The sequence below is a fragment of the Streptomyces sp. NPDC060000 genome (assembly GCF_042737375.1).
Lineage (GTDB): Bacteria > Actinomycetota > Actinomycetes > Streptomycetales > Streptomycetaceae > Streptomyces.
In genome coordinates this window covers 77,706-100,717 of sequence record NZ_JBHWUU010000022.1, presented here as the reverse complement: position 1 = coordinate 100,717, position 23,012 = coordinate 77,706, and the positions used below count along the sequence as shown (strand labels likewise).

The window sequence follows — 23,012 nt, the reverse complement described above, 5'->3', positions numbered from 1 at the left end:
CTGCGCGACCGCGCCGCGCACCGTGGGGGCTCCGCCACCCACACCCCCCTCGGCAGAGGCCCCGCGCGGAAGCGGGGGACCTTTCGCATGTCCGGGAAACACCGTCGGTCAGAGCTTCTTCCCCGGCGTGATCTTCACCGTCCACTCCCCCGACGCCGTACGCCCCTCCACGTCCACCCGTACGCCGTTGCCGGGCACCGTGAAGCTCTCACCGAGGGCGACCGGGGCGTCCGCGAGGGGCGGATAGACGGAGTTCTCCCAGCAGGCCTCGGTGCGCGGATGGGCGTCGACCACCTCGACCGGGCCCCGGCCGGACCGGGCGCCGCTGCTGACGCGGTAGACGAGGACGCCGCTGCGGCAGGCCGCCCGGTCGTTGCCCACCGGGCTCCGCGCCTCGAAGGCGAGCGCGCTGTCCGGGCCGGTGCGCACCACCGCGAGCTTGACGCCGTTGCCGAGTCCGAAGGCCGGCGCCCCGGCGGCGCGGGTGACGGGGCCGCCCGGTCCGGCGCTCAGCGGTTCCAGGGTCAGCCGGGCCGGCCCCGGACCCCGTACGCACATCACCTGGCGCGGTTCCAGCCAGCCCAGCTTCCACTTGTGCCAGGCGAACAGGTCCGGCGCGAGGCCGAACTGGCTGCCCATCAGGTCCCAGTCGCCGACGTAGGTGTCCCAGTCGCCCTTGCCGTCGGCGGGGCGGTGGTAGAGGTCGGGCAGGTCGAAGACGTGGCCGGTCTCGTGGGCGAGGACGAGGCGGTCCGGGGGATGCTGCTCGAAGACCGTGACGACCCGGCGGATGTCGGTGCCGTCGGCGTGCAGCGGGGTGTCCAGGTTGACGACCTTCGTCGCGTCCGAGTCGACGCCCGGCGCGTCCGGGTCGGCCACGAAGTAGACGACGTCATAGCGGGAGAAGTCGACGTGGGGGTCGGCGGCGGCCAGCGCGTCGTGCAGGTAGGCGGCCCGGCTCTCGGCGTTCCAGTCGCGCTGTATGGCGTAGGCGGTGGACGGTTTCGGCATGCGGATCCAGCGCTTCAGCGGATGCGCGTTCAGGCTGAACCTGCCGTACGACGCCTGCCGGAAGAAGCGGTCGGTCGCCGGGAAGTGGTCGGCGGCCAGTTCGGCGGGGGAGGTCATCGGGGTCCAGTCCGGGAAGGACAGGAAGACCATCACCGCGTCGAGGGAGCGGGTCGGACGGGCGTAGGCGGTGTTCCAGGTGTCGACGCCCTCCGAGTGATGGGCCTCGGTGCGGGCGAGGGCGCACGGGGCGGCGGAGAAGGGCTCGGCCACCGAGGGTCCGCTGACGAGGGAGTTCGCGACCAGCGCCGAGAGGGTGGTGAACACGGCCGCACCACTGCGCAGTCGGGGGCGCGGGAGCAGTCGCGGACGTCGCGGCAGTCGCGGCACAGGGACCTCCGGAAGGCGGTTCATGGGACACCGCCACCCAGCCTGTGTGAATTTGTCGTACTACGCCCTGTTTGTCTGCCCCAGACGAGTGAGAAGCCCGAAAGCGGGCATCACCTCGACACCCCCGGAATTCTCACGGAACGTCACAAGCGGTCGTCCACCCACAGAACCGGGCCAGGTGCGGGCAGAAACGATCTGTCAGAAAGGCGGGTTGTTCGGGGACACTGGGCAGTGGCTGCGCGGGCCCGGGGGCAGCCTCTATGATCGGCAGACTTTCCTGCACGGACAGCGATCGAGTGCACTGCGGGAGCGAGCGGTGAGCGGAACGTCCGAAAAGTCGACGCCCGCGGCAGACCTCGACCGGTCGGCCGTCACAGAGAGTGACATCGATAGTACGGAAAGCGGGGCCCTGGTCCATCGGCCGGCGGCCTACCGTTCCGTCTTCGCGGCAGCGCCCCTCGCCATGGCCGTGGTCGACGGCGAGGGCCGGATCGTCGACGCCAACGACGCGCTCGACGCGCTGCTCGGCGGCGGCAGCGCGGGCCTGGCCGGGCGGGTCGCCGCCGAGTTGCTGGACCTGGCCAACGACGCCCGGACCTGGCACGCGTACCGCGAGGTGCTGCGCGGCCGGCAGGCGAAGCTGCGCTGCACCCGGCGCCTGAAGCAGCCCGACGGGCGCTCGCTGTGGGCGCAGGTCACCGTCTCACCCCTCGACGAGGCCACGCCCGGCGTGCTGCTGTCCGTCGCCGACGTCAGCGCGCACCGTGACCTCCAGGCGAGACTGCGCCACCTCCAGATGCACGACCCGGTGACCCGGCTGCCCAACCGGACCCTGTTCTTCGAGCGGGTGTCCGCCGCACTGGAGGCGGAGGCGTACGAGCAGAGCGGGAGCGGCCGGATCGGCCTGTGCTACCTGGACCTGGACGGCTTCAAGGCGGTCAACGACACCCTCGGCCACCGGGTCGGCGACCGGCTGCTGGCCGCCGTCGCCGAACGGCTGACGGAGTGTGCCGAGGACGCCGGGCGGACCCGGCCGAGTGTGCCGCTGGTGGCCCGGCTGGGCGGCGACGAGTTCGCCCTGCTGGTCGAGGACTCCACCGGCACCGAGCAGCTCGCCGACCTCGCCGAGTCCGTGCTCAAGGCACTCCAGGCCCCCTTCGACCTGGCCGGACACCGGCTGAACGTCTCCGCGTCCATCGGGGTGGTGGAGCGGCACGCGGCCGGCACCACGGCGACCGGTCTGATGCAGGCCGCCGACACAACCCTGTACTGGGCGAAGGTGGACGGCAAGGACCGCTGGACGCTGTTCGACCCCGAGCGCAACGCCCATCTGATGACCCGGCAGGCCCTGGCCTCCACACTCCGCCCCGCCATCGAGGGCGGCGAGTTCCGCCTCGACTACCAGCCGCTGGTCGGCATGTCGGACGGCCGGCTGCGCGGCGTGGAGGCACTGGTCCGCTGGGACCACCCCCGGTTCGGGCTGCTGTCGCCGAATCGGTTCGTCGCGCTGGCCGAGGAGGACGGCTCGATCGTGCCGCTCGGCCGATGGGTTCTGGCCACCGCCTGCCGGCAGGCACGGCGGTGGCAGCTGGACAATCCGGACGATCCACCGCTGTTCGTCAGCGTCAACGTGGCGGTGCGTCAGGTGTGGGACTCCGACCTGGTGGCGGATGTGGCGGAGATCCTCGCCGAGACCGGGCTCGCGCCGCACCTGCTCCAGCTGGAGCTCACCGAGTCGGCCGTGATGGGCTCGGCCGGACGGCCGCTCCAGGCGCTCCAGGCGCTCAGCGACATGGGCGTGGGCATCGCCATCGACGACTTCGGCACCGGCTACTCCAACCTCGCCTACCTGAGCCGGCTGCCGGTGTCGGTGCTGAAGCTCGACGGATCCTTCGTACGCGGCTTCCAGTACGAGGGCGCGGGCGCCCCGCCGAACCCGGCCGACCAGGTCGTCGTCGAGGCGATGATCGACCTCGCCCACCGGCTGGGGCTGACCGTCACCGCCGAGTGCGTGGAGACCTCCGCGCAGGCGACCCGGCTGCGCAGTATCGGCTGCGACACCGGGCAGGGGTGGCTGTACTCCCGTCCGGTGTCGCCGGATCGTATCTCCGAACTGCTGGGGACGGAGTCCGGAACCGAGACCTACGCCGTCGGCAACCCGTAGGCGTCCGCGATCAGTTCGTAGGAGCGCAGGCGCAGCTCACCGCGGTGGGCGTGGCTGGTGAGCATCAACTCGTCGGCTCCGGTGCGCTTGTGGAGGTCGTCGAGGCCGGTGCGGACCTCGTCGGCCGTGCCGTGGATGATGTTCGCGCCCCAGGAGTCCACGAACTCCCTTTCCAGCGGGCTGAATTCGTGCGCCTCCGCCTCCTCCGGGGAGGGGAACAGACCGGGGCGGCCGCCGCGCAGCCGGACCATGTTGAGGCCGGTGGCCAGGACCTGTCGGCGGGCCTCCCGCTCGTCGTCGACGGCGAGCACGGAGACGCCGATCAGCGCGTACGGCTCGGCGAGCACCGCAGAGGGCCGGAAGGACTCCCGGTACAGGTCGAGGGCCGGGACGGTGTTCTGCGCCGAGAAGTGGTGCGCGAAGGCGAAGGGCAGACCGAGCACGCCGGCCAGCCGGGCGCTGAAGCCGGAGGAGCCGAGCAGCCAGACGGGCGGCCGGTGCGGCGACTGCACTCCACCGGGGGACGTGCCCTGGACCGGGCCGGGGATCGCGTGGATCCGGCGGTAGCGGTGGCCGTCGGGAAAGTCGTCGTCCAGGAAGCGGGTGAGCTCGGCGAGCTGCTCGGGGAAGTCGTCGGCGCCCTCGTGCAGGGTGGCGGTCCGGCGCAGGGCTGCGGCGGTGGCACCGTCCGTTCCCGGGGCGCGGCCGAGGCCGAGGTCGACGCGGCGCGGGGCCAGCGCCTCCAGGGTGCCGAACTGCTCCGCGATGACGAGGGGCGCGTGGTTGGGCAGCATCACGCCGCCCGAGCCGAGCCGGATGCGGTCGGTGTGGGCGGCGAGGTGGGCGAGGATCACCGCGGGCGAGGAGGAGGCCACACCCGGCATCGAGTGGTGCTCGGCGACCCAGTAGCGGTGGAAGCCGCGCGACTCGGTGAACCGCGCGAGGTCGACGCTGGTGCGCAGGGCGTCGGTGGCGGTGTGACCGGAGCCGACGGTGACCAGGTCCAGTACGGAGAGCGGCACCGGGGCGCTGCCCTGTGCCGCGCCCCGGATCTCGTCCGCCGCCGCCGTCACGTCGCTCGCCGTCTCGTCTGCCGCCACGGGGGTCCTCCTGTTGTCGGCCGTGTGCTGTCCTCGGCGCCATAACAGGAGGGTGTCCCCGTTTATTCCCGGCCCCTCGGGCGCCCCGCCTCCGCAGGCGTCCCGGCGGGCGCGTCCGCCCCGGCCGACCCGCCGACGCGGCCCTGTCGGCGGGCCCGCCAGCACGACCGTCACGGCCGACCCGCCGACGCGACCGTCACAGCCGACCCCGGCAGCGCGGCCATCTCGGCTGGCCCGCCGACGCCAAACCTTCTCGGCCGACCCGCCGACGCGGCCCTCTCAGCCGACCCGCCGACGCGGCCCTGTCGGCGACCCCGCCAGCACGACCGTCACGGCCGGCCCGCCGACGCGACCGTCACAGCCGACCCCGCCAGCGCGACGGTCACGGCAGGCCCGCCGACGCGACGGTCACGGCAGGCCCGCCAGCACGACCGTCACGGCCGACCCAGCAGCGCGGCCATCTCGGCTGGGCCGACAGCGCGGCCATCTCGCAGGCCCGTCGGCGCGGCCGACCCGGTCATCCCGGCTGCCCCCGTCGGGCAAGCGGGATCGGCCGGCCGATCAGACCTGCACGATCGGTTCCCTGGTGAACAGTGCGCCGAGACCCGGGGCGTTCACCCGGCGGTCGGTGAGGCGCAGGGCCTCCCACACCGTGACCTGGTTGGCGGTGAGGACCGGCTTGCCGAGTTCCTTCTCCAGGGCGGGCAGGTACGCGGCCGTGTGCAGGGCGGTGTCGGGGAGCAGGACCGCCTCGGCGTCGGGCGCGTCGGCCGCCCGGGCGAGGGCGAACACCTCCGCCTCCCCCCAGAGGCCGACCTCGACCGCCGTGCCGGTCCCGGCGCTGTGGACGCCGGTCACCTCCACGCCGCCCGCCCGAAGGAACTCGCCGAACAGCCCGGCCACGTCGTCGGGGTACGTCGCGGCGACGGCGACCCGCCCGGCGCCGATCTCCTGGGCCGCGTGCACGAAGGCGAAGGAGGTGGAGGAGGCCGCCATGCCGGCGGTCGTGGCCAGCGAGCGCACCTGCTCCTGGGCGCCCGCCCAGCCGTGCACGAAGCCGCCGCTGGTGCAGGCCCAGACGATCGCCTCGGCGCCGGCCAGCCGCAGCTGCTCGACGCCCTTCATCAGCCGCTCGGGCGCGCCCATCTGCCGCAGTACGTCGACCCGGTGGGCGTCCTCTCCGACGTCCGTGTGGACCAGGTCCAGCCGGACGTCACTGCCCAGGAGCTGCTCGATACGGGGGTAGTCGTCCTCGGCCGAGTGGCCCGGGTAGAGAAAACCGAGTGCGGTCATGTCCAGCCTTCCTGCTGCTGCTCTTCTTCCGGCAGGACCGGGGGTTCCTGCGGTACGGGGGGTTCCCGAAGTACCCGGGTGTCCGGCAGCCCGGGGGCCACACGCGCGCCGAAGGCTCTCCCGCGTGCCCGAAGGGCGCGGGAGGTACCCCGCAGCAGCGCTTGTCACGGTCCCACCGCTCGGATACCCGGTCGGCGCGACGCCGCCCACATGGTCACCTGGTTGGCCGAGAAAGGTGCCTCCCCGGCGAGCGCCGGCGCCGGCAGGGGCAGGACGCGCGACGTGCCGCACGAACGGGCTGTTGACGGCGGTGGGTTCGGGTGCGAACGTGGTCGATCCGCGCACGTCAGGCACCTGTCCACGGACGTAGGGGGCACCGGATGGCCGTCGTCCCCGCAGCTCTGCCCACACTCCTCGTGCTCGACGCCGACCCCCTCCCCCGGCTCGGCCGCCTCACCGGGCGGGTCCGGGTGCTGCACACCGACGAGGCCTCCCTCGCCGCGCGGCTGCCGGAGGCGGACGTCCTGCTGGTCTGGGACTTCACCTCGCACGCGGTGCGCGCCGCCTGGCCCGGCGAGGGACCACGGCCCGGCTGGGTGCACACGGCGAGCGCGGGCGTGGACCACCTGCTGTGTCCCGAGCTCACCGCCTCGGACACGGTGGTGACGAACGCGCGCGGGATCTTCGACGAGCCGATCGCCGAGTACGTCGCCGCACTGGTCCTGGCGATGGCCAAGGATCTGCCGCGGAGCTGGGAGCTCCAGCGGCGGGGCGAGTGGCGGCACCGGGAGGGCGGGCGGGTGGCCGGCACCCGGGCCGTCGTCGTCGGGTCCGGGCCGATCGGGCGGGCGGTCGCCCGCACGCTGAAGGCGCTCGGGATGACCGCTGCCGTCGTCGGCCGCGTCCCGCGCACCGGCATCCACGGCCCCCAGGACTTGGACCGGCTCCTCGCCCGCGCGGACTGGGTGATCGCCGCGGCCCCGCTCACCGCGCAGACGTACGGCATGTTCGACACCCGGCGGTTCGGTGTGATGCAGCCCTCCGCCCGCTTCGTGAACGTCGGCCGCGGGCCGCTGGTCGACGAGGACGCGCTGGTGCGGGCCCTGGAACGGCGGTGGATCGCGGGCGCCGCCCTCGACGTCCTCACCACCGAGCCCCTCCCCTCGGACAGCCCGCTGTGGCGGGTCCCGGGGCTGCTGATCTCGCCCCACATGAGCGGCGACACGGTCGGTTGGCGGGACGAACTCGGCGCGCAGTTCGTGGACCTGTTCGAGCGCTGGGCGGTGGGCCGGCCGCTGAAGAACGTGGTCGACAAGCAGCGCGGATACGTGCCCGGACACTGAGGTACCCGCCCGAGAAGCCCCTCGCCCCCACGTCGGGGAGGCCTCGGGGTGGTCGTGTGCAGCCCGCGATCCGCGGCGCATACGTCGAATCGTCCTGGGTAGCCGCGCCGCCATGGCTCCACCGACCAGATTCAGTCATCGCACACACACGACCGGAACCACACGCCGATCGCTGCTCGCGGGGGTGGCGGCGCTCGGCACGCTGGGCGCCGCGGGCTGCTCACGGGTGGCGACGGCGTCGACCGCGCCCGGCGGCGACCTGCTGGACAGACTCCGCGCACAGGGTGTCGTGCGGCTCGGCATAGCCGGTGAGATCCCCTTCGGATACATCGACAGGGACGGTCGGTTGACGGGTGAGGCACCCGAGTTGGCGAAGGCGGTGTTCAAGCGCCTCGGGGTCGACAAGGTGCAGCCCGTGCCCACCGAGTTCGGGTCGCTCATCCCGGGGCTCGGTTCCCAGCAGTTCGATGTCGTGGCCGCCGGGATGTACATCAATCCCGACCGCTGCGAGCAGGTGATATTCGCCGACCCGGACTATCAGATGCTGGATGCGTTCATCGTCCGTAAGGGGAACCCGAAGGGGTTGCACACCTACCGGGACGTGGTGGAGAAGGGCGCGAGGTTCGCCACCGGGACCGGGTACGCGGAGATCCAGTACGCCGTCGAGGCGGGGTACGAGCAGGACGACATCCTGATCGTGCCGGACCAGGTCGCCGGGCTGAACGCCGTCGAGGCGGGGCGGGTCGACGTCTTCGCCGGTACCGCGCTCACCGCCCGTGAGGTCGTGAAGAAGTCCGCCAAGGCCGAGGCGACCAAGCCGTTCGCCCCGCTCGTCGGCGGCAAGCCGCATGTCGACGGGGGCGCTTTCGCGTTCCGGCCGACCGAGACGAAGCTGCGGGACGCCTTCAACGTCGAGCTGCGGAAGCTGAAGAAGAGCGGCGAGCTGTTCCGGATCCTCCGGCCCTTCGGGTTCACCAGGGCCGAGATGACCGACCTGACCGCGAAGGAGCTGTGCGGCGGATGACATCGGGACTCTGGGAACTCGTCCTCAGGGGGATCTGGGCGACCGTTCAACTGCTGGTGTTCAGCGCTCTGCTGGGTGCCGCCGTCTCCTTCCTCGTCGGGATCGCGCGTACGCACCGGCTGTGGATCGTCCGCTTCCTCGCGGGCTTCTACACCGAGGTGTTCCGCGGGACCTCGGCCCTCGTCATGATCTTCTGGGTGTTCTTCGTGCTGCCGCCCGCGTTCGGCTGGCAGCTGGTGCCCATGTGGGCGGGCACACTCGCGCTCGGCCTGACCTACGGCGCTTACGGCGCGGAGATCGTGCGCGGCGGGCTCCGGGCCGTCGACCCGGCGCAGCGGGAGGGCGGGATCGCGCTCGGCTTCACGCCCGGGCAGCGGATGCGCAAGATCCTGCTGCCGCAGGCGGTGCCGGAGATGATCCCGCCGTTCTCCAACCTCCTCGTCGAGCTGCTCAAGGGCACGGCCCTGGTGTCCGTCATGGGCATGGGCGACCTGGCCTTCAGCGGCAACCTGGTCCGCCTCGCGCTCCAGGAGAGCGCGGAGATCTACACGTACGTGCTGCTCATCTACTTCGTGATCGCGTTCCTGCTCACCCGGGTGATGCGAGGGCTCGAGAACCATCTGAAGGCGGGTGTGCGATGAACTGGGACTGGGATGCCGTCCGCGACTTCATGCCGCTGTTCTGGGACGGACTGCTCGTCACCCTCCAGGCGCTGGTCCTGGGCTCGCTGATCTCGTTCACGCTGGGTCTGGTGTGGGCGCTGCTGATGCGGACCCCCACGCGGTGGGTGCAGTGGCCGGTCGGGATCGTGACCGAGTTCGTGCGGGACACCCCGCTGCTGGTGCAGCTGTTCTTCCTCTTCTACGTGCTGCCCGAATGGGGACTGACCCTGTCGGCGATGGCCACCGGGGTGGTCGCGATCGGGTTGCACTACTCGACGTACACGATGCAGGTCTACCGGGCCGGTATCGAGGCGGTGCCGGTCGGCCAGTGGGAGGCGGCGACCGCGCTGAACCTGCCGAGGACCCGGACCTGGCGTGCGGTGATCCTTCCGCAGGCGGTCCGCCGGGTCGTGCCCGCGCTCGGCAACTACGTCATCTCGATGCTCAAGGACACGCCGATGCTGATGGCGATCACCGTGCTGGAGATGCTCGGCCGGGCCCGGCTCTTCTCCCAGGAGCACTTCCAGTTCACCGAGCCCCTCACGGTGATCGGCGTGGCCTTCATCGTCATCTCCTATCTCGCCTCCCTCCTTCTGCGCACCCTGGAGCGACGCCTTGTCCGTTGAAACTCTCAAGCAGCCGTCCGACACCCCGAAGAGCGCCGAGCTGATAAGGCTGGAAGGGGTCACCAAGCGGTTCGGGGACAACACCGTCCTCGACCATCTGGACTTCTCCGTGGAGCCCGGCAAGCACGTCACCCTCATCGGCCCCTCGGGTTCCGGCAAGACCACGATCCTGCGGCTGCTGATGACCCTGACCAAGCCCGACGAGGGCATCATCACCGTCGACGGGCAGCATCTGTTCCCGGCGCCGGAGAAGCAGGTCCGCGAGGTCCGCAAGAAGATCGGGATGGTGTTCCAGCAGTTCAACCTGTTCCCGAACATGAGCGTGCTCAGAAACCTCACCGAGGCCCCGGTGACCGTGCTCGGTCTGTCCAAGGACGAGGCGGAGGCGCGGGCGCGCGAGCTGCTGGACCTGGTGGGTCTGGCCGACAAGTGCGACGCGAAGCCGTCCCGGCTGTCGGGCGGACAGCAGCAGCGGGTCGCGATCGCCCGGGCGCTGGCGATGCGGCCGCAGATCCTGCTCCTCGACGAGGTCACCTCGGCGCTCGACCCCGAGCTGGTCGCGGGCGTCCTCGACGTCCTCAGGGACATCGCCCGCTCCACCGACATCACGATGCTCTGTGTGACGCACGAGATGAACTTCGCCCGGGACATCTCCGACCAGGTCCTGATGTTCGACGCGGGCCGGGTCATCGAGGCGGGGCCGCCGGAGCAGATCTTCGGCTCGCCCGAGCAGGAACGCACGCGGGAGTTCCTGAGCGCGGTGCTGTAGGAACTTTCCCGGCTTCGGGCCCGGCAGCCGGCCGGGCTTCAGGGGGTGAATGCGTCCAAGACCCCAGCTCTCGGCGACGGGGCATGACTTTGGCATATGCCAGCGTGTCAGCGCCGCAGTTGAGGGGACCGAAGCTGCAACACATTCTCGTCAACAACCTCTCCGCCCCGCCCCCTTGGCCGTTATCGTGGAGGTGATTCACTGCCAGGATCAGGGATCACGGCCATGAAGCGACCAGGGGGGAACCGTGGCGCTGCTGTGCTATTCCGGGGGGGCGGCCCCCGGACCCCCGGCCGAACCTGCTCGCGCCCTGCACCACGATGCGAGGTGAGCCGTCATGAGGGTCGAGCCGACCGCGCCGTACCACTCGGCCCAGGAAGCGTTGCGCGTCCTGGAGACGGTGGCGCGGCACTCCACCGGTGTCACCGACATCGAACTCGCCCGCCAGACCGGCCTCACCGCGGAGCGGCTGACCACGCTCCTGCGCATGCTGCGCCGCGAGGGCTACGTCGAGCAGATGGCCGACGGGGCGTACGTCACGGGAGACGCCCTGACCCGCCTCGCGTCCGCGCACCTGCGCGAACAGGCCCTGCGCGACCAGCTCCAGCACACCCTCGACCGGCTCCGCGACTGCGTCGGCGCCGCCGTCTACATCAGCCGGTACGTCGACGGCGAGGTCACGATCACCCAGTACGCCGACGGCCCCGCCACGCCGTCCGTCAACGAATGGGTCGACTTCCGCTCCTCCGCCCACGCCACCGCGCTCGGCAAGAGCCTGCTCGGCCAGCTCGACCACAACGGCCGGCGCGACCACCTCTCCCGGCACAAGATGGCCCGGCTCACCTCGCGCACCATCACCAGCGACAAGCTGCTGCTCTCCCGGCTGGAGGCACAGCCGCCCACGGTCCCGATGCTCGACCTCCAGGAGTACGCGATCGGCACGGTCTGCGCGGCCGTCCCGATCACCGCCGGCGCCACGGCGGGCTGTCTGGCCCTCTCCCTGCCCGTCGAACACGCCCACCGGCTCCGCCAGGCCGCCGAGACCCTGAACAGGAACGCGGCGCCGGTCCTGCTGTCACTCGCGATCTGAGGCGCGTCCGCGGGGGTGGCCCGGCAGGTGCTCCGCAGTGGTCCGGAGCACCCCCGCGGACCGGGTAGTATTTTCTCCGTCGTCAACCGCCTGAGGCGGAGGGCGGGAGTCATGCGCCGCTAGCTCAGTTGGTTAGAGCAGCTGACTCTTAATCAGCGGGTCCGGGGTTCGAGTCCCTGGCGGCGCACCGATGAAGGGCCCTTCGTGAAGACGAGGGGCCCTTCGGCGTTCCCCCCGGTCTCCCCGCTCCCCAGTTTTTCGGCGTCCGCCGTCGTCAGCCTCCGGTACGTCGCCTTTCCCGGCGGCCGCCACCACACCGGATCGGCGCAGTGGACCCCCTCCCGCCGCAGCCGCGCCCGGTGGATCTTGTTCGTGGCAGTGACGGGCATCCGCTCCAGCACCCGCACGAACCGGGGCGCCATCTTCGTCCCCAGATCGGGCTGGGCGAGGAGGAACTCGGCGAACCCGAGGGGATCGAAGGGCCCGGCCAGCGCGGCCATCACCTGGTCCCCGGTCACCGGATCCGGCACCGCGTAGACGGCCACGGCGGCCGCTCCCTCGTACCGGGCGAGGATGTTCTCGATCATCGCGGCGGCCAGGTTCTCGCCGTCCACGCGGAGCCGGTCGTCGGTGCGGCCCGCGAAGTAGAGGAAGCCGTCGCGGTCGCGGTAGAAGAGGTCGCCGGTCCAGTACGCACCGTCCTCGCGGCGCCGCTCCGCCTCCGCGGCCGGGTTGCGCCAGTAGCCCTCGAAGGGGTTCGGGCCGCGGTTGACCAGCTCCCCTATCGCCTCCTCGCCGTTCAGCAGCCGTCCCGCCGGGTCGAGTTCGGCCGGCGGACACTCGGCGCGCGTCTCCTGGTCGAGGACGACGAGACCGGGCCGCGCCCGCCCGACCGCTCCCGCCGGTGTCCCCGGCGACCACTGCACGGCCGCCCCGCCCTCCGAGGAGCCGTACCCCTCCACCAGCCGCACCCCGAACCTCCGCTCGAAGGCGGCCGCGTCCACCGCGCCCGCCTCGGTGCCGAAGCCGAGCCGCAGCGTGTGGTCCCGGTCGTCGGGGCGCGGCTCGGTGGCCAGGACGTACTGGATCGCCCGGCCCACGTAGGTGAAGTACGTCGCCCGGTAGCGCCGTACGTCCGCCAGGAACCCGGACGCCGAGAACCGCCGCCGCAGCGCGACCCCGGCCCCGGCCGTCAGCGCGGGCGCCCAGTCGGCGATCACCGCGTTGCCGTGGAACATCGGCATGCAGACGTAGTGCACGTCGTCCCGGCGGACGGAGAACTGCCCGGCCAGGGAGCGGCCGGCGGCGGCCAGCCGGCCCTGGGTGCAGATCGCGGCCTTCGGGGCACCGGTGGAGCCGGAGGTGAAGTAGAGGAGGAGCCGGTCGGCGGGGGTGGCCCGGGAGGGGTCGGGGCGGGCGTTCGCGTACGGGGCGAGGAGGTCGTCGTACTCCGGGGTAGCGGTGATCAGCAGCCGGACCCCGGGCAGGTCGAGGCCCCCGAGGAGGGGGAGGTGGGTGTGCTCGGTGACCAGCAGCCGGCACTCGGTGTGCAGGATGTCCCGGGCCAGCTCGGGGCCTCGCCGGGTGGGGTTGATCCCTGCGACGGCCGCGCCGGCGAGGGCGGCGGCCGACAGCCAGAGCGGGAACTCCGGGGTGTTGTCCAGCAGGACCCCGACATGCGGCGGCCCGTCCGGCGGCAGCAGGTCGGCCAGCAGCGCCGCCCGGGCGGCGGCACCGGCGGCGACCTCGTGATGGGTGAGGACGACATCCCCGGACTTCACGGGGTTCACGGGGTTCACGGGGTTCTGGCACCACAGCCCGGGCCGGTGGTCGCCCCACCGGTCCGCTACGAGTTCGGCGACGGACTCCATGGCGGAGCACGGTAGTTGACACGCCGTCAGATGTGGAGGGCTACGGCATGAAGCCGTCGGCCTCGCCGAACATCCAGTGGGCGGTGACCATGAAGAAGACACAGAAGGCGATGCCCGCGCCGAGGAAGAGCAGCAGGCACCCCGACTCGGCGAGGAGCCGGCCGCGGGCGGGGGCCTTGGCCGTGGCCTCCTCGGGATGGCCGGCCGCGTAGTGGACGGTGACGATGTCGCCCTCGAGGGTCGTTCCCGGGCCGTTCGCCTCCTCGAAGCGGACGGCCCGGCCCTCACGGGTGGTGAACTCGTAGACGTGGTGCAGGGTCGTGCCGACCATGGTGTCGCCGCCGTCGGCCGTCGTGTACGTCCGCAGACAGCACGCCTCCGCGGTGAGACCACCGCTCCAGGCCCGGGCGATCCGCCGGGAGCGGCGGACCAGCCTCGACACACCCAACAGCAGGCCGGCCATCATGACCGACGGCACGATGTAGAAGAACGTTTCCATGGGCTCCCCCGATGTCCCGGCGCCGACCTGGTCGTGTCGGCGTGCAGGGAACGTACCCGCGCGCGGGCCCGGGGGAGCTCAAGCGATGCTCAGAACGCCGGACGTTCAGAACGTGACGTCGGAGCAGGCGTAGAACGCGTTGGCCGTGTCGGCGATCGTCCACACCGCGACGATCATGTGACGTCCGCTGAGCCCGGACGGCAGCGTGCCGCTGTGCGAGAGGGTGGACGGGGGCCGCTGACCGCCGTAGGGCACGGTCAGGAACGGGGTGAGGTCGAGGTCGGAGCGGGCCAGGTTGTGGCTCTGGTTCCAGCCCTGCCTGGTGACGTAGTACGTGAAGTCGGTCGTGGCGTGCATGGCGGTGAACTGCCAGCGGAAGGTGTAGCTCTGACCGCCGTTCACCTTGGTGGCCGGCCAGGCCCCGCCCGACGGGGTCTTCGGGCTGTCGAGCTGGGCGAAACGGGTGTTGTTCGCGGAACAGATCCGTCCGTCTGCCGCCCCGGACGCCGGGAAGCCCTTGGGGCCCTCGACGCTCTGCGGCTCCCACTGGATGTCGCCGCAGTTGGTGACGGTGCCGTTCTGGCAGAGCTTCTGCCGGCTGACGGGAAGGTCGGTGTAGCCGTGTCCGCTCGCGCCCCCGGCGGTGAGCACAAAGGCTCCCGCCGTGGTGAGCCCGAGCGCGGCGGCGTACCACTTGGTCTTTTCGCGCATGCTGCCGCTCCTGGAGAACGTGGGGAGTTCACTGAGCTGAGCCGTGCAGGTCTAGACCAAGTTCGAGATTATTGCCGATTCTTTTGCACGTCCAGACCAATCACGGTCCCTGTTCCCCGCGCCCCGAACAGAAGGCGACGGTCAGGTCCTTCACCAGCGCCTTGCGCTCGTAGTCGTCGAGTTCCACCAGCCCCCGCATGGTCAGCCGGGTCACCGTGTCCTCCACCGAGTCCACCACCGAGGTCAGCACGCTCGCCCGGTGCTGGGCGTCCAGCGCGGCGATCCGGCGGCGGTGCATCGCGGCGGCGACCTCGGGGGCGTACTCGATCCGCAGGGGCCGCACCGAGAACACCTCCAGGCCGATCGCGCCCGCGTCCTGCGCGACCCGCCCGGTCAGCGCCTCCCCCGCCGCCTCCACCGAACCCCGTCCCGCGCCGGGCGTCTCCACCGGGATCCGGGCGAGGGCCGCCTCGACGCACTCCCGCAGATACGTCTCGTGGTCCTCCACCCCGAGGGTGGCCCGCGCGGTGTCCCGCACCCGCCACACCACGAGCGCCACCACCCGCAGCGCGACCCCGCTGCCGTCGGCGGCGGGCATCGGCTCACTGCGCCAGTGCCGCAGCCGTACGTCCACCCGGCGGCGCAGCAGCAGCGGGTTCACCCACAGCAGGCCGGTGCGCCGCACGGTCCCCCGGTAGCGGCCGAACAGACCGAGCACCCAGGCCCGCCCGGTCCGGCCCCGGGCCAGACCGCCGAAGCCGAACAGCCCCAGCGCGCCCGCCCCCGCGTACGCCGCCCACTGCGCCGGACCGAGCCCGGCCCCCGCGAACGCCGGCAGCCGCAGCGCCTGCGCCGCGTGCGGTGGCAGCACCCCGGCCCACCACGAGGCGGCCACACAGCCAGCCGCTCCGCAGAAGCCGGCGAACACGCCCACCGCACCGGGCAGTACCCGGGCCGACCGCTCCACCAGGTCCGGGTCGACCTGCGCCACCGGTCGGGGCTTGGCCGGTGTCGGGCGGCGCAGCCTCGGCTGTTCCCCGGTGCCGGCGCGGCTGCCCACCACGGCGGGCCCGAGCGGCACGGGCCGTGGCTCGGGGTCGTCGCGGAACAGCAGATGGACGGGGATCTCGGTGGTCTGCTCGTTCTGGATGAGCCGGGTGGGCCTGGACGGGCCCTCGGACTCGGGTGTCGGTGAAGTGGTCGTGTTCATGCGTGCCTCAGCCTCCGCGCCAGATACGCCATGACAGTGGGTGGGATCAGGGGAAGGAGCGGGCCCGGGCGGGCCACGGGGGTCGTTGCCCTCCGGGGCGAGCCCCGACCGGGCTGCGGCCTCTCCCCGAGCGGGTCTACGAGAAGAGGCGCCGCCAGGTCTCCGGGCCCGGGTGGCCGTCCGCCGCGCCGCCGCGCCAGCCCTGGGCGCGCTGGAAGGCCTCGACCCCTCGCCGGTCCGCCTCGCCCCAACGCGGTCCGGGACCCGTCGTGTAGTACTTGCCGAACCCCTTCTCGACCAGCCGCCTCCCCAACTGGGTGACATGCGCGTTCTGCGCACCGGGCCGGAACATGCCCCGGCCGGGGTACGCGGGAACGCGTGGCCGGGTGGGCACGCCGGGCGAGCCGGCCGCCCCGGTCCCGGCCCCCGTCCCGGCACCGCTGACCGAACCGGTGCCGGTCCCGCCGCCGGTGCCGGTTGCCGGGGACCAGCCCGGGTCGATGTTTCTGCCCCCGCCCGTGGCCAGGAGGGCCCAGGTCTTCGGGCCGGGGATGCCGTCGGCGTCGGCGCCGCGCCAGCCCTGGGCCTGCTGGAAAGCCACGGTGGCCCAGCCGTCGGACGCCGACCACCTCGGGCCCGGGCCCGAGGCGTAGAAGCGTGCGCCGCCCCGTTCGACGAGGCGCCGCCCGAGCTGGGTGACGTACGCGTTGTTCGCGCCGGGCCCGAAAGCCGGCCGCCCCGGGAACGGCGTCGTCGCGGCGCCCGCGGCGCCGGGCCTGTCGCCGCCGCCGTCACCCGTGCCGATGGCGACCTGCACCCCGGAGCCTGGCGTGGCCGCGGTGGTCAGGCCCTTGTACCGGTAAGGGACGTAGCGGTCGGAATGGCTCCAGTAGGCGTAGGGAGTGGCCTGTCGGCGGGTGGTCGGGCGGGTCTGCTCGTAGACGATGTAGTAGCTGTGCGTGTAGTCCGTCCAGCCGCCGAAAATAACGACGTGCGAGCCTTTCTCGGGGTCGGTCGGATTGTGGAACAGCAGAATGTCGCCGGGCTGGAGATCCTCCTTGGTAATCCGCTTCCCGTACTGGTGCAGACTGCCCGTCCACTCGTTCCCGGGCAGGTTCCAGGCCATGGAGACGAAGCCCGAGCAGTCCTGCCGGTAACCGTCGTACCAGTAGGTGTTCATGCTGTAGGGCACCTCTGCCGAAACCCATTCCCTGGCCCGTCGGATGATGTCCGCCCGGGTCGTCGGGGGCGTTTTGACCGGTCCCGTCAGTCCCCCCGGCCGGGCCGGCTGCCCCGCCGGTCCATGCAGCGGCGCCTTGCCGCCCTGGGGGGTCGCGGGTTCGTCATCCGCGGGAACGCCGGGCCGGTCGGGGGCCCGCGGGGCGGCGAAGGCGGGCACCGCGTGGGCGGCCCCGAGCGCCGCGGCCGCCGCCGTGGCGACGACCAGGACGCGGTGGGCGGCCGGACGGCCGCCGAACGGGGCGGGCGCGGAATTCGATCCCGCCCGCCGCCGCGATACGCATCCGGGGCAGTCGCAGTCGCTCCCGGGATCGAATTCCTCGAATACCGGAGAGCCCATGCGATTCCCCTCACACTCCAGCTGGAAATGTCCGCGACTGTGCACGTTCGCCAGTTTCTCAACTGTCTTCCCGACTCGCATGCTGACGGTCCGAATGATGTACGCGACACCCGCCCGGCCCAGTGGCCCGACATCCCCGGGGGCGGGTGGTCCTGGGCACCCCCGGGGGTCCTGTAGAGTTATGACGTCAGCAGGCGCCGCTAGCTCAGTTGGTTAGAGCAGCTGACTCTTAATCAGCGGGTCCGGGGTTCGAGTCCCTGGCGGCGCACAGACACCGAAGGCCCTTCGCGAAAGCGAGGGGCCTTCGTCGTATTCGCACACCCGCCAGTCGCCCACGGGAGCACAGGAATGCGGTCGGCACCCCCGTGCGCGGGGTAGGTGGACCTCACAGCCCCCCGCGCCGGTCGCCGGGTTACTCCCGCTGCCCGGGCGCGCGCGGTCGAGGACCGGCCCGGTCGGCGGTTCCGGGGGAGCGGGCCGTCGACCGTGCCAGGTGACGTCAGGTCAGCCGCCCGTGCCCGTCAGATACGCCGACACGATCACGTTGGCCGTGTAGCCGCCGCTCACCCGGTCGAAGGTGCCGCCGCAGGTGATCAGGCGGAGTTCTGCGCGGTCCGCCTGACGGGGGCCGTAGGCCTGCCGCGCGTCGAAGCGGTCGCGCCGGATCACCTCGACGTCGTCGACGGTGAACTCCGCGACCTTCCCGTCGTCGCGGACCACCCGTACCGTCTCGCCCGGCTTGAGTGTGCTGAGCTTGTAGAAGACGGCGGGCCTGGTCTCGGTGTCGACGTGCCCGACCAGCAGGGCGGTGCCCCGGGCGCCGGGTTTCGCACCGGCGGCGTACCAGCCGACGACACCCGCCTGGTCGAAGGGCGGCGGGTCGATGCCCCCCTCGGTGTCCAGCCCGCGGGCGACGACCGGGGCCTGCACGCCCAGGTCGGGGATGTCGATGCGCTGCGGCAGCGCCTGCCCCAACGGCTTGACGGCGGGTGGGAGTTCGGCATCCGGCGGCCGCCCCACCGCGGCCATGTCACCCGTGGCCGGGGCGGATATGCCGTGCCGTACGTCGGTCACCTGGCGCCCCCACAGCCACAGTCCGAGCAGCAGCACCGCCCAGGCCAGGCCGGTGAGGAGACGGCCGGAAGAGCGTTCGCGGTCGGACATCGCTCATTCCGCCCTGCGTCTCCGGTGCACACCGCGGAACAGGACGGCGGCCGCGGCGACACCCGCGAGCACCAGCCCGACGACCGCCTGCGCGGTACCGGGGCCATGGCCGTCCACCTGCGCCTCGTCCGCGGCGGTGAGCGGGTCGAGCGGGGCGGTGCCGCCGCCGCCCGCGTGGACCGGTGCGACGGGAGAGGCAGGCATGGCGGGCGTGACGGGCCCGAACGGCTCCGCCGACCGCGGCGACCGCGGGGACTGCGGGGACTGCGGGGACGACTCGGCGGATCTCGACGTGACGACCTTGATCCGGCCCTTCACCTTGAAGTCGACGCAGGTGATCTGCACGTCGTAGGTGCCCGCTCCGATCGAGGAGCGGACCCGGGTGTCGCCGACGAGCGTGCCGCCCGCGCCACCAGCGCCGACCAGCTGCGCGTCCGCGACGAAGGCGGCCGAGGCCGCGGTGGCCGTTCTGCCGCCGCAGCCGCTGACCTCGAGCGTGACCTCGTCGCCGGGTGCGGGCGTCGACGGGGTGACCGACACGCTGCCGCGCCCGTTTCCGCTGCCTTCACCCGAGGCGTACGCCGTCGGGATGAGCACCGCGGCGACGACCGCGACACCCGCACAGAGAGTGATTTTCAGTGAACCCATCGTGAACCTCCAGCTGATTGGAGACTCCCCCGCCAGGACCCGAAGCGCATCCTCGGGCGGGGTATCACTGCTCCGTACGAGTGGCTCACGCCGTGTTACGGGTTTCAGATCCGGTCGACGAGATCCGCGATGGAGTCCACGATCCGCGACGGGCGGTACGGGAAGTTCTCGACCTGCTCGGGCCGGGTCAGACCGGTGAGCACCAGGAACGTCTGCATGCCGGCCTCCATGCCGGCGAGGACGTCGGTGTCCATGCGGTCGCCGATCATCGCGCTGCTCTCGGAGTGCGCGCCGATGGCGTTCAGCCCGGTGCGCATCATCAGCGGATTCGGCTTGCCCGCGAAGTACGGGTTCTTGCCGGTCGCCTTGGTGATCAGCGCGGCGACGGCCCCGGTGGCCGGCAGCGCGCCCTCGGCGGAGGGGCCGGTCTCGTCCGGGTTGGTGCAGATGAAGCGGGCGCCGTCGTTGATGAGCCGGACGGCCTTGGTCATCGCCTCGAACGAGTAGGTGCGGGTCTCGCCGAGGACGACGTAGTCGGGCTCGTGGTCGGTGAGGATGTAGCCGATGTCGTGCAGCGCGGTGGTCAGTCCGGCCTCGCCGATGACGTACGCCGTGCCCTCGGGCCGCTGGTCGTCCAGGAATTGGGCGGTGGCCATCGCGGAGGTCCAGATGTTCTCGATCGGTACCTCCAGGCCCATCCGCCGCAGCCGGGCGTGCAGGTCGCGCGGGGTGTAGATCGAGTTGTTGGTGAGGACCAGGAACGGCTTGCCCGAGTCGCGCAGCCTCTTCAGGAAGGCGTCGGCGCCGGGGATCGGTACGCCCTCGTGGATGAGCACACCGTCCATGTCGGTGAGCCACGACTCGATGGGCTTGCGGTCTGCCATGTGCGGGATCTCCCTGCCGTGCGCGAGTACGCGGTGGCCGCGCCTTTACGCGGTGCTGCGCCTGCACGCGGTCGCTGCGTGCGCCCCAGCCTAAGCACAGGCCCGATCTTGAGGGAATGGCCGGTTCCGAGGCGTCCACCGGCTGGGACGCGACCATGGCTCAACGGCGTCGACGGGTCAGCCGGCGGGCCAGCAGCAGGACGGCTCCGGCGGCGAGCAGGCAGGCGGTGCCGGTGACGAGAGCGGCGGGTGAGGTGAGGCCGGTGCGGGCGAGCTCCTCGGCCTCGTCGGCGAGGGAGAGGCGGCCGGTGCCCGCGGCGGAGGCGTCGGGGGCGGGAGTGGCGGCGTGGGCGGGGCCGGGCGAGGGCGTGGGTGCGGATGCGGATGCGGATGCGGATGCGGTGGGGTCGAGGCCGGGGGCGGTGTCGGACTCGGGGGTGGCGTCGGACTCGGGAGCGGTGCTGGGGCCGGGGGTGGTGCCGGGCCCGGGGGTGGTGCTGGGGCCGGGGGCGGTGTCGTGGTCCGAGCCGGCCTCGACGGTGAAGCGGTAGTCGTTCGACTGCCCGATCCAGTCGCCGTCGTCACCGTGCCGCTGGACGATCGCCGCGTTGGCGGTGATGGCGTTGGGCGCGGTGTCCGAGGTGAGGGCGAGGCGCAGCTTGACGGTGAGGGTCCGGCCGGGGCCCACGGTGAAGCCGCGGAAACGGTCGACGCCGTCGGCCCGCTGTGCGGCCTGCCCATCGGCGTGCTCCGGTGCCGTGGGCTCGTCGGCGGGTCCGTCGGTGAACGCGCCGACCAGTTCGTCGTCGTCGGTGGGTTCGAAGCGGACCGGGTGCGGTTGTCCGTCGGCGTAGAACTCCAGACGCGCCTGGGACGGCTTCAGGGTGCGTCCGGCGTCGACCAGGACGACGACCGGGTGGATCTCGTCGCAGGTACGGCGGGTGGTGTTGGTGAGATCGAGATACCAGACGCCGTATCCGCCGCCGGCCCGGTAGGAGGCCGGGCCCCCGCGCAGACGGGTGGTGAGGGGGAAGTCGGCGCCGTCGGGCCGGGCACAACTCGGGCCGGCTTCCGCGTGGGCGGTCGCGGGGAGGAGGGCGGCGGCCACGGCGAGGCAGAGGGAGGCAGGCGGGCACAGTCGCATGAACACGTGAGCCTGAATGAAGGGACGCCCCGAGCGGGAACGGCACACCGTACGACCGTACGAATCCCCTCATTCGGCGGAGGCACCCGGCCGAAGGTTCGCCGGCCGAGTCCGTCGTTCGGGCCCAGGCACCCGCCGAAGGCTCGCCAGCCGGGAATGGCCCCGGCCAAGCCCCTCGTTCGGGCCCAGGCACCCGGCCGAAGGCCCGCCAGTGGGGAGTGGTTCGGGCCCAGGCACCCGCCGGAGGCCCGCCAGTGGGGAGTGGACCCGGCCGAGTCCGTCGTCCGGCGCAGCCACCCGGCCAAGCCGACGCGATCCTGGCCGCACCCGTCACCACCCTCACCGTTAAGCCCCGCCAGTCGGGTGGCCCCGGCCAAGCCCCTCGTTCGGGCCCAGGCACCCGGCCGAAGGCCCGCCAGTGGGGAGTGGACCCGGCCGAGTCCGTCGTCCGGCGCAGGCGCCCGGCCGGGGGCTCGGGAGTAGGCCCGGGCGGGCTCGGGAACCCTTCCTGCCGGGGGACACGCCCGGCCGTGGGCCCGGCCATCGGCTCAGCAGGCGCCCCACGAGGAGAAGCGCCCGGCCCTCGGCCCCGTCTTCGGCTCAGCCGTCCCCGCGGCCGAACACCGGAGCCAGCAGCAGTTGCGCCGCGCCCTCCGCGACGGCCCGGGCCCCACCCGGGGCGAGGCGTACCGGTACGGCGCCCTCCCGTGCGCCCTCGCGGCGTGCGCGGGCGTCAAGGACGGCGGCGACCCCCCGTACGAACGGCTCCGGTGCGGCCGTGATGGTCCGGCCGCCCAGCAGCACGGCGTCGATGTCGAGCAGCCCTGCCAGGTTCGCGGCGCTCTCGCCGAGCACCCGCGCCGCCCCGGCCACGTCCCCCCGGCCGATGGCCGCCAGGCACAGCGCCTCGACGCAGCCCCGGTTGCCGCAGGGGCAGCGCGGCCCGTCCAGCTGGATGACCTGGTGCCCGAACTCCCCCGCGCCGGTGCGGGCCCCCCGGTGGACGATCCCGCCGATCACCAGGCCGGCGCCGAGACCCGTACCGAGGTACAGACAGGCGAAGGAGCCGCGTTCGCCGCCGACCGCGAGGCCGAGCGCGGCGGCGTTGGTGTCCTTGTCGACGACCACCGGCACGCCGAGCCGCGCCGCCAGCACGTCCCGCAGCTCGAACCCGTCCCACTCGGGAAATCCGGTGACCCGGTGCAGCACCCCGCGGGCATGATCGAGGGGCCCGGGCAGCGCCACCCCGACACCGAGCAGGGTCGACGCGACACCACCGCCGAGTACCTCCGTCACCTCCCGCACCACCGCCCCCAGCACCGTCTCCGTCCCCGCGCCCAGGGACAGCGGGACGCGGCGCTCCCCCACCACGCGCCCGTCGAGGTCGGCCAGCACCACCCTCAGCTCGTCCCGGTCGAGGTGGACGCCCACCGCGTGGCCCGCCTCGGGAACCAGCCGCAGGACCGTGCGCGGCTTGCCGCCGGTCGATGCACGGTGCCCCGCCTCGGCCGCCAGGCCCTCCCCCCGCAACCGGGCGGTGATCTTGCTGACCGCCTGCGGGGTGAGAGCGGTGCGCTCGGCGAGCTCCAGCCTGCTGATGCCGTCCGGCCCTGCGGTGCGCAGCAGATCGAGCACGAGCGCGGTGTTGTGGCTGCGCAGGGCGAGCAGGTTCACGCCTGCCGTGCGGCCCGCAGCACGGTCCGACGTCCGACCCGCCGCGCCGCCGTCCGGCGTGCGGGCCGGTGCGCCGTCCGACGTCCCACCCGCCGCGCCGCCCGGCGTACGGGCCGTGCGACCCCCCGAACGACTCGCCACCCGACCCGCCGGGCCATC

20 protein-coding genes and 2 tRNA genes are annotated in these 23,012 nt (G+C 72.6%); 9 read left to right on the top strand and 13 right to left on the bottom strand.

What is annotated here, in order from left to right:
* Positions 1 to 108 precede the first annotated feature (108 nt).
* Positions 109 to 1,422 carry a M6 family metalloprotease domain-containing protein gene (locus ACFWBB_RS14550; protein ID WP_385270844.1) on the bottom strand — a complete coding sequence of 438 codons (1,314 nt, stop codon included), beginning with the start codon at positions 1,420 to 1,422 and terminating at the stop codon, positions 109 to 111.
* Between the two features lie 292 nt (positions 1,423 to 1,714).
* Here ACFWBB_RS14550 and ACFWBB_RS14545 point away from each other — a divergent pair, with 292 nt between their 5' ends.
* Positions 1,715 to 3,562: a putative bifunctional diguanylate cyclase/phosphodiesterase gene (locus ACFWBB_RS14545; protein WP_385270842.1), complete on the top strand. Its 1,848-nt coding sequence runs from the start codon at positions 1,715 to 1,717 to the stop codon at positions 3,560 to 3,562.
* Here the strand turns inward: ACFWBB_RS14545 and ACFWBB_RS14540 are convergent.
* Both ACFWBB_RS14540 and ACFWBB_RS14535 read right to left on the bottom strand, forming a co-directional pair.
* A complete protein-coding gene (locus ACFWBB_RS14540; RefSeq protein WP_385270839.1) occupies positions 3,541 to 4,662 on the bottom strand; it encodes an LLM class flavin-dependent oxidoreductase in 1,122 nt (373 codons plus the stop codon). The two genes, ACFWBB_RS14545 and ACFWBB_RS14540, sit on opposite strands and share 22 nt — an antisense overlap.
* 561 nt (positions 4,663 to 5,223) lie before the next feature.
* The gene (locus ACFWBB_RS14535; protein WP_385270836.1) at positions 5,224 to 5,955 is read right to left on the bottom strand and encodes an aspartate/glutamate racemase family protein; all 732 of its coding nucleotides are present in this window, start codon (positions 5,953 to 5,955) and stop codon (positions 5,224 to 5,226) included.
* Between the two features lie 380 nt (positions 5,956 to 6,335).
* On the opposite strand from ACFWBB_RS14535, the gene ACFWBB_RS14530 reads away from it, so the two are divergent.
* The 7 genes from ACFWBB_RS14530 (at position 6,336) to ACFWBB_RS14500 (ending at position 11,656) form a co-directional block, all read left to right on the top strand.
* Entirely contained in the window at positions 6,336 to 7,298 is a 963-nt protein-coding gene (locus ACFWBB_RS14530) for a D-2-hydroxyacid dehydrogenase (RefSeq protein ID WP_385270833.1), read from the top strand.
* Between the two features lie 112 nt (positions 7,299 to 7,410).
* Positions 7,411 to 8,322, top strand: coding sequence for an ectoine/hydroxyectoine ABC transporter substrate-binding protein EhuB (ehuB, locus tag ACFWBB_RS14525; protein ID WP_385270830.1), 912 nt, complete (start codon positions 7,411 to 7,413; stop codon positions 8,320 to 8,322).
* A complete protein-coding gene (ehuC, locus tag ACFWBB_RS14520) occupies positions 8,319 to 8,963 on the top strand; it encodes an ectoine/hydroxyectoine ABC transporter permease subunit EhuC (RefSeq protein WP_385270827.1) in 645 nt (214 codons plus the stop codon). The genes ehuB and ehuC overlap by 4 nt, the downstream gene beginning before the upstream one ends.
* Complete coding sequence (gene ehuD, locus ACFWBB_RS14515) at positions 8,960 to 9,610, top strand: ectoine/hydroxyectoine ABC transporter permease subunit EhuD (protein ID WP_385270824.1); 651 nt, start codon at positions 8,960 to 8,962, stop codon at positions 9,608 to 9,610. The genes ehuC and ehuD overlap by 4 nt, the downstream gene beginning before the upstream one ends.
* The gene (gene ehuA, locus ACFWBB_RS14510) at positions 9,600 to 10,379 is read left to right on the top strand and encodes an ectoine/hydroxyectoine ABC transporter ATP-binding protein EhuA (RefSeq protein ID WP_385270821.1); all 780 of its coding nucleotides are present in this window, start codon (positions 9,600 to 9,602) and stop codon (positions 10,377 to 10,379) included. The genes ehuD and ehuA overlap by 11 nt, the downstream gene beginning before the upstream one ends.
* Before the next feature lie 337 nt (positions 10,380 to 10,716).
* Positions 10,717 to 11,469 (top strand): IclR family transcriptional regulator, encoded by a 753-nt coding sequence (locus tag ACFWBB_RS14505; protein WP_385270818.1) that lies wholly within the window; start codon positions 10,717 to 10,719, stop codon positions 11,467 to 11,469.
* Between the two features lie 113 nt (positions 11,470 to 11,582).
* Positions 11,583 to 11,656: transfer RNA gene (locus tag ACFWBB_RS14500), tRNA-Lys, on the top strand.
* On the opposite strand, the gene ACFWBB_RS14495 is transcribed toward ACFWBB_RS14500, so the two are convergent.
* The 5 genes from ACFWBB_RS14495 to ACFWBB_RS14475 all read right to left on the bottom strand — a co-directional run bounded on the left by ACFWBB_RS14495 (position 11,622) and on the right by ACFWBB_RS14475 (position 17,339).
* Complete coding sequence (locus tag ACFWBB_RS14495; RefSeq protein WP_385270815.1) at positions 11,622 to 13,340, bottom strand: AMP-binding protein; 1,719 nt, start codon at positions 13,338 to 13,340, stop codon at positions 11,622 to 11,624. The two genes, ACFWBB_RS14500 and ACFWBB_RS14495, sit on opposite strands and share 35 nt — an antisense overlap.
* 40 nt (positions 13,341 to 13,380) lie before the next feature.
* Positions 13,381 to 13,839, bottom strand: coding sequence for a DUF3592 domain-containing protein (locus ACFWBB_RS14490; RefSeq protein WP_385270812.1), 459 nt, complete (start codon positions 13,837 to 13,839; stop codon positions 13,381 to 13,383).
* 105 nt (positions 13,840 to 13,944) lie between these two features.
* On the bottom strand, positions 13,945 to 14,550 hold the full coding sequence (locus ACFWBB_RS14485; protein WP_385270809.1) for a lytic polysaccharide monooxygenase: 606 nt from the start codon (positions 14,548 to 14,550) through the stop codon (positions 13,945 to 13,947).
* A gap of 100 nt (positions 14,551 to 14,650) precedes the next feature.
* Positions 14,651 to 15,760: an SPFH domain-containing protein gene (locus tag ACFWBB_RS14480; protein WP_385270806.1), complete on the bottom strand. Its 1,110-nt coding sequence runs from the start codon at positions 15,758 to 15,760 to the stop codon at positions 14,651 to 14,653.
* Positions 15,761 to 15,896: 136 nt separating this feature from the next.
* Entirely contained in the window at positions 15,897 to 17,339 is a 1,443-nt protein-coding gene (locus tag ACFWBB_RS14475; protein WP_385270803.1) for a peptidoglycan-binding protein, read from the bottom strand.
* A gap of 194 nt (positions 17,340 to 17,533) precedes the next feature.
* Between ACFWBB_RS14475 and ACFWBB_RS14470 the strand changes: the two genes are divergently transcribed.
* A tRNA-Lys gene (locus ACFWBB_RS14470) sits at positions 17,534 to 17,607 on the top strand.
* A 236-nt stretch (positions 17,608 to 17,843) separates the two neighbouring features.
* On the opposite strand, the gene ACFWBB_RS14465 is transcribed toward ACFWBB_RS14470, so the two are convergent.
* From ACFWBB_RS14465 to ACFWBB_RS14445, 5 genes are all read right to left on the bottom strand, one after another.
* Positions 17,844 to 18,503, bottom strand: a complete 660-nt coding sequence (locus tag ACFWBB_RS14465) for a class F sortase (protein WP_385270800.1) — start codon at positions 18,501 to 18,503, stop codon at positions 17,844 to 17,846.
* A 3-nt stretch (positions 18,504 to 18,506) separates the two neighbouring features.
* Positions 18,507 to 19,151, bottom strand: a complete 645-nt coding sequence (locus ACFWBB_RS14460) for a hypothetical protein (RefSeq protein ID WP_385270797.1) — start codon at positions 19,149 to 19,151, stop codon at positions 18,507 to 18,509.
* Positions 19,152 to 19,255: 104 nt separating this feature from the next.
* Positions 19,256 to 20,035, bottom strand: coding sequence for an HAD-IIA family hydrolase (locus ACFWBB_RS14455; protein ID WP_385270794.1), 780 nt, complete (start codon positions 20,033 to 20,035; stop codon positions 19,256 to 19,258).
* Between the two features lie 160 nt (positions 20,036 to 20,195).
* Entirely contained in the window at positions 20,196 to 21,179 is a 984-nt protein-coding gene (locus tag ACFWBB_RS14450) for a hypothetical protein (RefSeq protein ID WP_385270865.1), read from the bottom strand.
* A gap of 600 nt (positions 21,180 to 21,779) precedes the next feature.
* Positions 21,780 to 22,853, bottom strand: coding sequence for an ROK family protein (locus ACFWBB_RS14445; protein ID WP_385270792.1), 1,074 nt, complete (start codon positions 22,851 to 22,853; stop codon positions 21,780 to 21,782).
* Positions 22,854 to 23,012: the final 159 nt, after the last annotated feature.

What these genes read in the sequence shown, in the direction of transcription:
- ACFWBB_RS14535 (WP_385270836.1), bottom strand. Translation starts at nt 5,955, where the DNA reads ATGACCGCACTCGGTTTTCTCTACCCGGGCCACTCGGCCGAGGACGAC.
- ACFWBB_RS14485 (WP_385270809.1), bottom strand. Translation starts at nt 14,550, where the DNA reads ATGCGCGAAAAGACCAAGTGGTACGCCGCCGCGCTCGGGCTCACCACG.
- ACFWBB_RS14495 (WP_385270815.1), bottom strand. Translation starts at nt 13,340, where the DNA reads ATGGAGTCCGTCGCCGAACTCGTAGCGGACCGGTGGGGCGACCACCGG.
- ehuC (WP_385270827.1), top strand. Translation starts at nt 8,319, where the DNA reads ATGACATCGGGACTCTGGGAACTCGTCCTCAGGGGGATCTGGGCGACC.
- ACFWBB_RS14480 (WP_385270806.1), bottom strand. Translation starts at nt 15,760, where the DNA reads ATGAACACGACCACTTCACCGACACCCGAGTCCGAGGGCCCGTCCAGG.
- ehuB (WP_385270830.1), top strand. Translation starts at nt 7,411, where the DNA reads ATGGCTCCACCGACCAGATTCAGTCATCGCACACACACGACCGGAACC.
- ACFWBB_RS14505 (WP_385270818.1), top strand. Translation starts at nt 10,717, where the DNA reads ATGAGGGTCGAGCCGACCGCGCCGTACCACTCGGCCCAGGAAGCGTTG.
- ACFWBB_RS14460 (WP_385270797.1), bottom strand. Translation starts at nt 19,151, where the DNA reads ATGGGTTCACTGAAAATCACTCTCTGTGCGGGTGTCGCGGTCGTCGCC.
- ACFWBB_RS14490 (WP_385270812.1), bottom strand. Translation starts at nt 13,839, where the DNA reads ATGGAAACGTTCTTCTACATCGTGCCGTCGGTCATGATGGCCGGCCTG.
- ACFWBB_RS14550 (WP_385270844.1), bottom strand. Translation starts at nt 1,422, where the DNA reads ATGAACCGCCTTCCGGAGGTCCCTGTGCCGCGACTGCCGCGACGTCCG.
- ehuD (WP_385270824.1), top strand. Translation starts at nt 8,960, where the DNA reads ATGAACTGGGACTGGGATGCCGTCCGCGACTTCATGCCGCTGTTCTGG.
- ACFWBB_RS14450 (WP_385270865.1), bottom strand. Translation starts at nt 21,179, where the DNA reads ATGCGACTGTGCCCGCCTGCCTCCCTCTGCCTCGCCGTGGCCGCCGCC.
- ACFWBB_RS14465 (WP_385270800.1), bottom strand. Translation starts at nt 18,503, where the DNA reads ATGTCCGACCGCGAACGCTCTTCCGGCCGTCTCCTCACCGGCCTGGCC.
- ACFWBB_RS14455 (WP_385270794.1), bottom strand. Translation starts at nt 20,035, where the DNA reads ATGGCAGACCGCAAGCCCATCGAGTCGTGGCTCACCGACATGGACGGT.
- ACFWBB_RS14530 (WP_385270833.1), top strand. Translation starts at nt 6,336, where the DNA reads ATGGCCGTCGTCCCCGCAGCTCTGCCCACACTCCTCGTGCTCGACGCC.
- ACFWBB_RS14475 (WP_385270803.1), bottom strand. Translation starts at nt 17,339, where the DNA reads ATGGGCTCTCCGGTATTCGAGGAATTCGATCCCGGGAGCGACTGCGAC.